Below are 8,970 nucleotides of genomic sequence, written 5' to 3' on the forward strand. Positions count from 1 at the left end.
GAACACTCATTAATACTTTGCTACCTGTAATGTGTTGTAATGCATCAGCAATGTAACCACCATTACCGATACCGGAGTAGCTATTAGTATTGTCTTGGTAAATTCCACCAGATTCATTTAGTTGTGCGTAAGCTTTTTCTGCGAGTGCAACCCACAATTCATTTGTAGAATTGTTGTAATTTAGACCTTTACTTGCATAGACAAAGTTACCAAATGAATCAATTGGTAAATACTTATCTACAGTTACGTAGTCAGCAACTTGATTTCGCCAAAATTTGACGGTGAAAGTATTATCCCCGTTGTCTATAAACATGTTTTCAATTGTTTTTACTGAGTTGATTGCTGTGGTAGCTAGTCCAATCAGAAAGAAACAATCATTAATTTTTCCTTGCTTGATATCTTGGTAACTGATTCCATTCTGAAAGAGTGAACCACTTACTTGCTGATATGTTTCCGTAGTTGATGGACGATCGCGTCCAAAAAACCATTTATTTATCAGGCTTTCCATGTGGATATCACTGCTACCTGCACTCAAGTTACCCAGTGAATTCCCTTGATATTTTTGATTTGCTGTATCTCCATTAATTATTTTGTTTGCCAAGACTCGCACTGGTTCGGAAATAGATAGTGAAACTGAGTTATTGAGTAATGCTTTCAAATCGTAAAATTCTGTTGTGTCAACAATTCCAGCATCTTCGGAGTTACGCAAAATGGAAATCATTTCATTGCGATCGATTATTCCGTCGCTAAAGGATGATTTTACTGTTTGACGAATTCCCACATCTTGAATTCCTAAGTTTTCAATAACTCTACCGAACTCATTTACAGCAGTTGACAGTAAAGTTGAAGGTACTTTTTCTGTGAATCGATTACTACTAAACTTTAAGTTGTAATCGCTGACTGCATGACCAGAACGATAAACTTCAATGTAGTATTCACCTGCTTCTAGCACTACATTGATGGATTCATCGGATTTACGACGATTGTAGGAACCAGTGACAATAGAACCATTGTTATCTAGTATTTGCAGGTTTAAATTTGCAGATAAACCCGCGATCGCAACATCAAAACTACTGCGATTACTCAGATTGATGCTGTAATAGTCGTTTACATTTTCCCAACCGATGGAACCAGTTAATACCTGTGGATTCTGGGAAATATTTAAGCTGGAATTTATATCAATACTTTGTCTAAAACTATTTACTGTCATAACAATCCTTGCGTCATTCTCCAAGTACCCTGCGGTTCGCAAGCTACGATACTGATACTTTGCGGAGAGAAACCCACCGACTGTCTCAGTAATTCAAACTAAATATGCACGACATATCTCTGTAACTCTATGTCTCAGGAGTCACTTATTATTCCAAGCATTAAATTCAAGATGAGCTTCTATATTGCTTTTTTATATACCCAAATGTCTATGTTGAATATACGTATTTTTCATTATTTATTCATGAAATAATATAGAGACGCGATATATCATACGTCTCCTAATATATTTTTTATAGTTACTTTTTACCTCTTCACCAAAAAAATCATCAGATTTATTTTGATTACTGGCAAAAGTATAATTTTTAATCTTTATCTGAATATACTGATTTTATCTAGTTATTTACACGTAACTAGACAACAAAATAATATTAATTTAACGTCCAGCTAGATGCACCTCAAACTAATAAGATAGAACTGTACAAAAGAACTATGTTGTGTATCAACGTAAATACGTTGTTCGGTTCCTTTTCTAAATTACCCTTTCTTGGTTGCGTTCAGCTCCGCTTATCGCAATCATGCGTATCGCTTGGTGGGAAGCCGAAAAATTAAGGTCAAAGAACTGAAAACTATGCCCCCTATTTTGATTTTTCTGTCAATGCGTAAGTCCTATAAGTGTGGAATAATTAGGAATAATTACGTGCGATCGCTAAGGCACGACGTACAGCAGCATCGGCATTAACAAAGCCATTTCCGTAGAATTTGTCATATCCAGTTGTTCCTAAATCGTATGCAGTTTCCGACAAAATTGCTCTAATTTGCGATGCACTGAGACTTGTGTTTGCGCTCCACACTAACGAAGCAATTCCAGATGCGATCGCAGTTGATGCGGAAGTGCCGTTAAATTTGTCGTTGTAACCAAAATTAAACGAACCTGTGGAGTTTTTGTCTGCACTCGCAGCAGGAAATTCTGTTGGTGTCATTAATGTTAATGGTCGCAAACCAGCGTTGATGGCTGTATCACTGGTATAATTGGAACCCCACCATTTGGGATTTGCGTAGGAAACCCGTTCCCCTGGGTTTTTCGAGTTGCCGTACCAATCTTTATTACCCCAGGATGCACCAACTGAAATCACGTTACCGTAAGTTTGTGCAAAAGAACCAGGGCTGGATACTTCCCCGACATCATCATTACCAGCAGCAATGACAAATAAGGCTTTGTCTTGGTTGTTAGCAATTAGTTGTTGGAATGCATCACTACTACCACCTATCAAGCTCAAGTTGACAATTAATTTTTGCCCTTTACTATTTGCTTGATTTATCAGTGTTTGTGTAGCATTTACCAAATTGAAATCGCCAGCATCTGCTTGGTATGTACCATTAATCGTATTACCGAGAACATCAATATGCATCACATCTGAGTTCCAGTTGATACCTGCAATACCAAAACCATTATTACTTGCGGCTGCAATGGTACTTTGGACTACAGTACCGTGAGAAGCACCTGTTGACTCATCTAGATAGTTACTTTCGGAAAAAATTGTCGATCGCAAATCGGGATGAGTGACTCCGTTGCTATCAACCGCAAGTCCACTATCTTCAATCCCAATTAGGACTCCTGCCGAACCTGTGGTGAATCTCCAGGCATTATGTACACCAGTGATATGTAAATCCCATTGTTGACTAAAGTTTGTGTCGTTGGTTGTGACTGTTGCTTGCGTACCGATGCCAATACCGGGATTTGCAACTGTTAAATCGTAGGTAGTGTCAGCAAAAAGTATTTGTTCGATGCTTTCAAATAAGACTTGCTTGCCATCATTCAATATAATCGCATCAAATAACCGATAACCGTTACCAGGATTGTCAACGACTCCCCCAGCAGTGGCAGTTGCCCAGTTAAAGGTTGCTTGCGTTGAGGAAATACCAATGGTTTTGAAATCGAGTATATCCCGTCCACCAGTGCCAAAATTAATGTTGCCGTTTCCCGAAACAAATGTTGTTTGATTAGTGCGATCGTAAACTAATACATCTGCACCTAAAGTCCCTTGTTTCCAGGTTTTAGTTGAGGTATTTTGAGATGCTGGTTGACTTACTGGCTGATTTTCTGATGGGATACTAGCCAGTCTGTCTTCTTGCCCACCCCTTCTGGAACGATTTTGGGCTATGGGAAGATCGGATGGGGAAGCTGATATAGGTTGATTAATAAAATCATCATAAGAAATTGCGGATACTGTGAGGCTGTAAGTACCAAAGTTATCACCTTGTCCGTAAACACGGATATAGTAATTACCTCCATCAATATCTGTATTCAGACGCTCTCCCCTACGAGTTTGTTGGGAAACCGCTACAACTTCATCCGAATCAAAAACACCGTTGGCATTTTTATCTTGAATTAAATCAACATTGAAATTACCCCCTAATTCTCTCAGTGATAAGTTAAAACTGCTACGCCCCTGTAACCCAAAACTATAAAATTTGCTTGACCCTAAAGAGTCAGTGGTATCAGTAAATACCTGTGAACCATTGGAAATATTAATATCAAGTGCTGTACTAAGCGAATTACCAGGAACGTTAGCTGGCATATTTACAAGTTTTTTATGGGTGGTACATATAATATCAAAATCGATATTTGCTAGCTTTGCCGACAAAATAATCAGAAAGTGCTTTCTTTTACCAAAATATCACAAAGTATTTACTGAATCTTCACGTAAATGCTACATTTGCTTCGTCTATGTTGCGACATATGATTTTTCCTTTATTAAGGAATATTGCGTATGTTTGAGGGATGATAACTTGATATACTGAGTTAAAACGATATCCTGATTTTTCAATAAGTTTTGGTGGTTAAACTTACCACAAATTCACAATACCAGACAACTATGTGACTAGCCAAAATACGGTTATACGCTTGTATTAGGGCTGATTGTTAATTACACTTACGGGGCGACGGACTGGAGAAAACCTGATTTTTTGCTAGAAGATTCTACTAAAATTTATTGCTGAAATTTATTAAAATGCTTTCCTTAATTAGTGATTTCAATGCTGGGGTAGTTACCATACTCCCACAGGGAATAGCGATCGCGTTAGCGAAGCTCACCGGAGGTATCGCCCTAAATACTGTTTTACTGGGTTTAGCTTGGATATTACCAAAAAAACTCCTGACGACCTCTGGGTATTTTAATGCTTGGTTGTTGGGTGTTTTAATTTGGACAACCCTGGGATGGCAAGGTTACTTAGTGGTGATGTTCTATTTTTTGGTGGGTTCATTCGTCACTAAAATTGGCATGGCACAAAAAGAAGCTGAAGGGATTGCCGAAAAACGTTCTGGTGCTAGGGGACCAGAAAATGTCTGGGGTTCGGCATTAATCGGAGCATTATGTGCTATGGGTGCGGGTATATTTTCCGCAAATACTTTTCTTCATCCTCTTTTTCTGCTGGGTTACGTTGCCAGCTTCAGTACTAAACTTTCCGATACCTGCGCTAGCGAAGTTGGTAAAGCTTATGGACAGCGTACTTTTTTGATTACCACACTCCAACCCGTACCCCGTGGAACCGAAGGTGCTGTGAGTTTAGAAGGGACATTAGCTGGAGTAGTTGCTTCGGTTGTCCAAGCATTAGTAGGTTTTGGTGTTGGTTTAATTAATGGTTTAGATGTGGGTTGGTGTATTCTGGCTGCTTTTATTGCGACTAATATTGAAAGCGTGATTGGAGCGACGCTGCAATCTAAGTATGATTGGCTGACAAATGAGTTAGTCAATATTATAAATACATTAATTGGTGCGATCGCGGCAATTTTATTTGCTTTGTCATGGTTAAGTGTGTCCAGCTAGCTGACTTTAGGTTAACTAAAACATTATTATTAGTTGCTGATTTACGGTACTAGCGCTTAGGATTGCGATAGCATTTTGCTGGAAACTCACTCAAAGCTGGAATTGACCTATAGAATAGTGCAATTTTCCTGCGTATTTACTTATACAGAACTTTATTCATGGAATCTCTATCATTTCTCACCATTGATGACAAAGAAATTTCCGTCGCTCAAGCGGTTAAACACCTGCAAGCTTCGGGAAAGTTAGGGCAGTTCATTGGTGATATTATTCGTCAAAATGTGATTGAGGAAGAAATTGCCTCCCGCGAAGATATTACCATTAGCCCAGCACTCACAGAACAAGCTATTATTGATTTTCGCTTAAAAAATCAACTGACAGACCCGCAACGCTTTAATGATTGGTTAAAAAGTAGTGGCACTAGTTATGAGACTTTTCATGCTTCAGTCGCATCTGGCTTTAAACTTGAGAGACTAAAAACTGTCATTGCCGAGCCAAAACTTCAAGAATATTTCATCGAACGGAAACTTTTTCTCGATCGCGTTGTTTTATCTCGGATTATTGTAGATAAACGGGAGCTTGCAGAAGAACTACAAGCCCAAATTGAAGAAGGTGCAAGTTTCGAGCAAATTGCCCGCGAATATTCCCTAGCGGACGATCGCGTGGTGAATGGGATGATGGGACCAGTCAGCCGGGGTACGTTACCAGATATACTAAGGGCAGCAGTGGATGTAACTACTCCAAACGTATTGATTGGACCGTTTGAATTGGAAGAACGCTTTGGTTTGTTTCGCCTGGAACAAGTCCTCACAGCGTCATTAGATGATACTCAACTAAAGCAAGCACTACAGAATGAGTTGTTTGAGAAATGGCTAGCAGAGAAAATTCAAAAGCTTACAGTCAAGCTGCAAGTGGGTTAACAACCATCGATGAGGATTTAAAAAGACGGGTGCTAGAGTCTTTACCTTGGGATGAAGCACCATTTTCCTCACTGAAAACCGAATCTCAAGATTTGCTCCAAAATCGTGCCGAAGTTTCTCGCTACGTACTTGGGGAAAAAATCTGGTCGAAGGATATTCGTGGTTCGCAATATTTTATTGTCACAGGTAAGGTTCGCTTGCGGGAGGAAGAAACCAGCAAACCGATCGCGACTTTAGAACCTGGTGACTGGTTTGGTGAGTTGTTACTTTTTTCAGTTGATTGTAAAGCGATCGCAGCTAGCAAGGAAGTTATGGTCGTTTCCTGGGATGTTGATGTTTGGACGCAGGTTTCAACGTCTGAAGTTGTGGCATTTTGGGAAGGTTCAACAGAAAATGATTCGAGTAGTGCGACTAATGCTGGATCGAAAACCCAGGTATTGAGCGAACTTGCCGATGTTTTGGGTGATTCCCAGACAGAGAATCAGGAAGAACAGTTAGACAATGTAGATAGAGATGCATCTTACCGTTCCGACTTTTCTCCCTCCTCCTCCTTATCTTCGCAAAAACCCCAATTTCAAAAGGAATTTCTCGCAACTGCGGCTCCTCAAACCTCCACTGGTTATCCATTTGTGGCTGGTTGGAATACGGGAGCTGCATGTTTAACAATGGTGAGTCAATATTTACAAAACCCCGCACAACTGGAATGGGTACAGCGTCAATTACGGGGACAACGACCAAAAAATATGGTCGAGGCTGCCGAAAAAGTGGGCTTTATCCTCCGAAAGTTAAACTTGACTTGGGTTGAGTTACGCCAATTAACTTTCCCTGCGGTAATGCGTTGGGGTGGTACTCAGGATAAAGAAGCGGGTTGGGTAGTTGCCTACGGAATCAAAGGCGATCGCTTGATTATTGCCAATCCCCTCAACAAGGAAGGCAAGTGTGAAAGTATACCCAGACAAATGGCAGAGGAATGTTGGGACGGCAACCTCTGGCAAGCCGAACTTGTTAACCAGCAGGAAAAATTTAATTTAAGTTGGTTTTTACCTGCTGTATGGAGATACAAAGGTTTATTAACTGAGGTATTAATTGCATCGTTTACCTTGCAACTATTGGGTTTAACAACACCCCTGATTACCCAAGTCGTCATCGACAAGGTGATGGTACAGGAGAGTTTGCCCACATTAGATGTAATGGCGATCGCGCTATTATCAGTCGCATCTTTTGAATCGATTCTCGGTATATTGCGGTTATTTATCTTTACCCATACCGCTCGTCGTCTCGATTTAAGCCTGTCAGCCCAGCTATTTCGCCACTTGATGCGGCTACCTCTGGCTTATTTTGAATCCCGTCGGGTTGGTGATACGGTGGCACGGGTACAGGAACTCGAACAAATTCGCCAATTCCTCACGGGTACAGCATTAACTGTTGTTTTAGATAGTATCTTCGCTGTCGTCTATTTGGCGTTGATGTCCTACTACAGTATCCCCCTTACTTTTGCGGGGTTAGCAGTATTACCTTTATTCGCCATACTGACGTTAGTTGCTACGCCGATATTACGTAACTGGTTAAACGAAACCTTTAACCGCAGTGCCGACAGTCAATCTTTCTTAGTCGAAACCATCACAGCGATTCACTCCGTCAAAGCCCATGCCGCCGAACCAGTTGCTAGGGACAGATGGGAAGGGTTATTTGCCCGATTTGTTCGGACTGGTTTCAAAGCCTCAACGACGCAAAACATTAGTAGTAATATTGGTGACTTCCTAACCAATTTATCCAGCCTCTTAATTCTCTGGTTTGGAGCTAAATTAGTCATTGAGCAAAAGCTTACTGTTGGTCAATTAGTTGCGTTTCAGATGCTTGCTGGGCGCGTTACTGGTCCCCTATTGCGCTTAGTCCAACTTTGGCAAAATTTGCAACAAGTTTTATTATCAGTAGACAGAATTGGCGATATTTTGAATGTTGCCCCGGAAGCTGAACCCGGTACTGGATTGGTTCTGCCACCATTGAAAGGGCAAGTATCGTTTGAACAAGTATTTTTCCGCTACAAAGCCAACACTGAACCCATATTGCGTGGTATCTCCTTGGATGTGGAACCGGGACAATTTATTGGGATTGTGGGAAGGAGCGGTTCGGGTAAAAGTACGCTGTCAAAGTTGTTGCAGAGGTTGTACACCATTGAATCAGGACGTATTTTGATTGATGGGTTCGATATTAAAAGCGCCGATTTAGCATCCTTGCGTCAACAAATAGGTGTGGTACTCCAAGAAGACTTTTTGTTCAACTCTTCTATTTTGGAGAATATCACCCTGGGAAACCCCGATATCACTGCCGAAGAAGTTGTTGAAGCGGCACGGATGGCAGTTGCTCACGATTTTATCAGTCAATTACCTAATGGTTACGAAACCAACGCGGGGGAAAGGGGTACAGCTTTATCTGGGGGACAAAGACAACGGATTGCCTTAGCAAGATTGTTCCTCTGTAATGCACCTATTCTTATCCTGGATGAAGCGACGAGTGCCTTAGATGCGGAAACCGAACAACAGGTGTTGCAAAACTTGCAGAAAGTATCGCAAGGGCGCACAGTATTTATTATCGCTCACCGTTTTGCACCTTTGAAACGTGCCGACCAAATTTTGGTAATGGAACGTGGTGTGCTTGCGGAAAGGGGTACTCACGATAGTTTGCTCCGGGAGAAGGGTTTGTATTGGTCGTTGTATCAACGTCAGCAAGCTAATGTGTAAGTGTTGTCATACTCCCCGCTAATTTCTAGACGGGGATTTTTGGTTAGTGTAAATAAAATTAAAATAAAATGCCCTTCCTGTTTTTCTAGGAAAGGTTATTTTTTTATGTTTAGGGATGTGGGAAAATTTATAAATATAGTCCATAAATCAATAGACATCTCCGGAAAAGACGTAGAGACGTAGCATTGCTAAAACAATTGCTTGTGATCTTTAATCAAAGACTAAACTTTTTTTGCTACTAAGAATAAACCTTAAATAAATTGTATGTAAAAT

General features: G+C 40.6%; 4 protein-coding genes and 1 pseudogene. 3 read left to right on the forward strand and 2 right to left on the reverse strand.

Annotation, left to right across the window (positions count from 1 at the left end; genetic code table 11):
• Together CK510_RS20610 and CK510_RS20615 are read right to left on the reverse strand one after the other, a co-directional pair.
• The coding region (locus tag CK510_RS20610) for a C2 family cysteine protease (RefSeq protein WP_143289364.1) at nucleotides 1-1,210 on the reverse strand (1,210 nt) is incomplete at its 3' end.
• Nucleotides 1,211-1,895: 685 nt separating this feature from the next.
• Nucleotides 1,896-3,791 carry a S8 family serine peptidase gene (locus tag CK510_RS20615; RefSeq protein WP_095723487.1) on the reverse strand — a complete coding sequence of 632 codons (1,896 nt, stop codon included), beginning with the start codon at nucleotides 3,789-3,791 and terminating at the stop codon, nucleotides 1,896-1,898.
• A 432-nt stretch (nucleotides 3,792-4,223) separates the two neighbouring features.
• On the opposite strand from CK510_RS20615, the pseudogene CK510_RS20620 reads away from it, so the two are divergent.
• The 3 genes and pseudogenes from CK510_RS20620 to CK510_RS20630 form a co-directional block, all read left to right on the forward strand.
• Nucleotides 4,224-5,015: pseudogene (locus tag CK510_RS20620) on the forward strand (TIGR00297 family protein); the annotation flags it as partial.
• A gap of 182 nt (nucleotides 5,016-5,197) precedes the next feature.
• Entirely contained in the window at nucleotides 5,198-5,956 is a 759-nt protein-coding gene (locus tag CK510_RS20625) for a foldase protein PrsA (RefSeq protein ID WP_095723489.1), read from the forward strand.
• Complete coding sequence (locus CK510_RS20630; RefSeq protein ID WP_095723490.1) at nucleotides 5,905-8,697, forward strand: peptidase domain-containing ABC transporter; 2,793 nt, start codon at nucleotides 5,905-5,907, stop codon at nucleotides 8,695-8,697. The genes CK510_RS20625 and CK510_RS20630 overlap by 52 nt, the downstream gene beginning before the upstream one ends.
• Nucleotides 8,698-8,970 lie beyond the last annotated feature (273 nt).

It is taken from the genome of Brunnivagina elsteri CCALA 953, from assembly GCF_002289455.1.
GTDB lineage: Bacteria > Cyanobacteriota > Cyanobacteriia > Cyanobacteriales > Nostocaceae > Brunnivagina > Brunnivagina elsteri.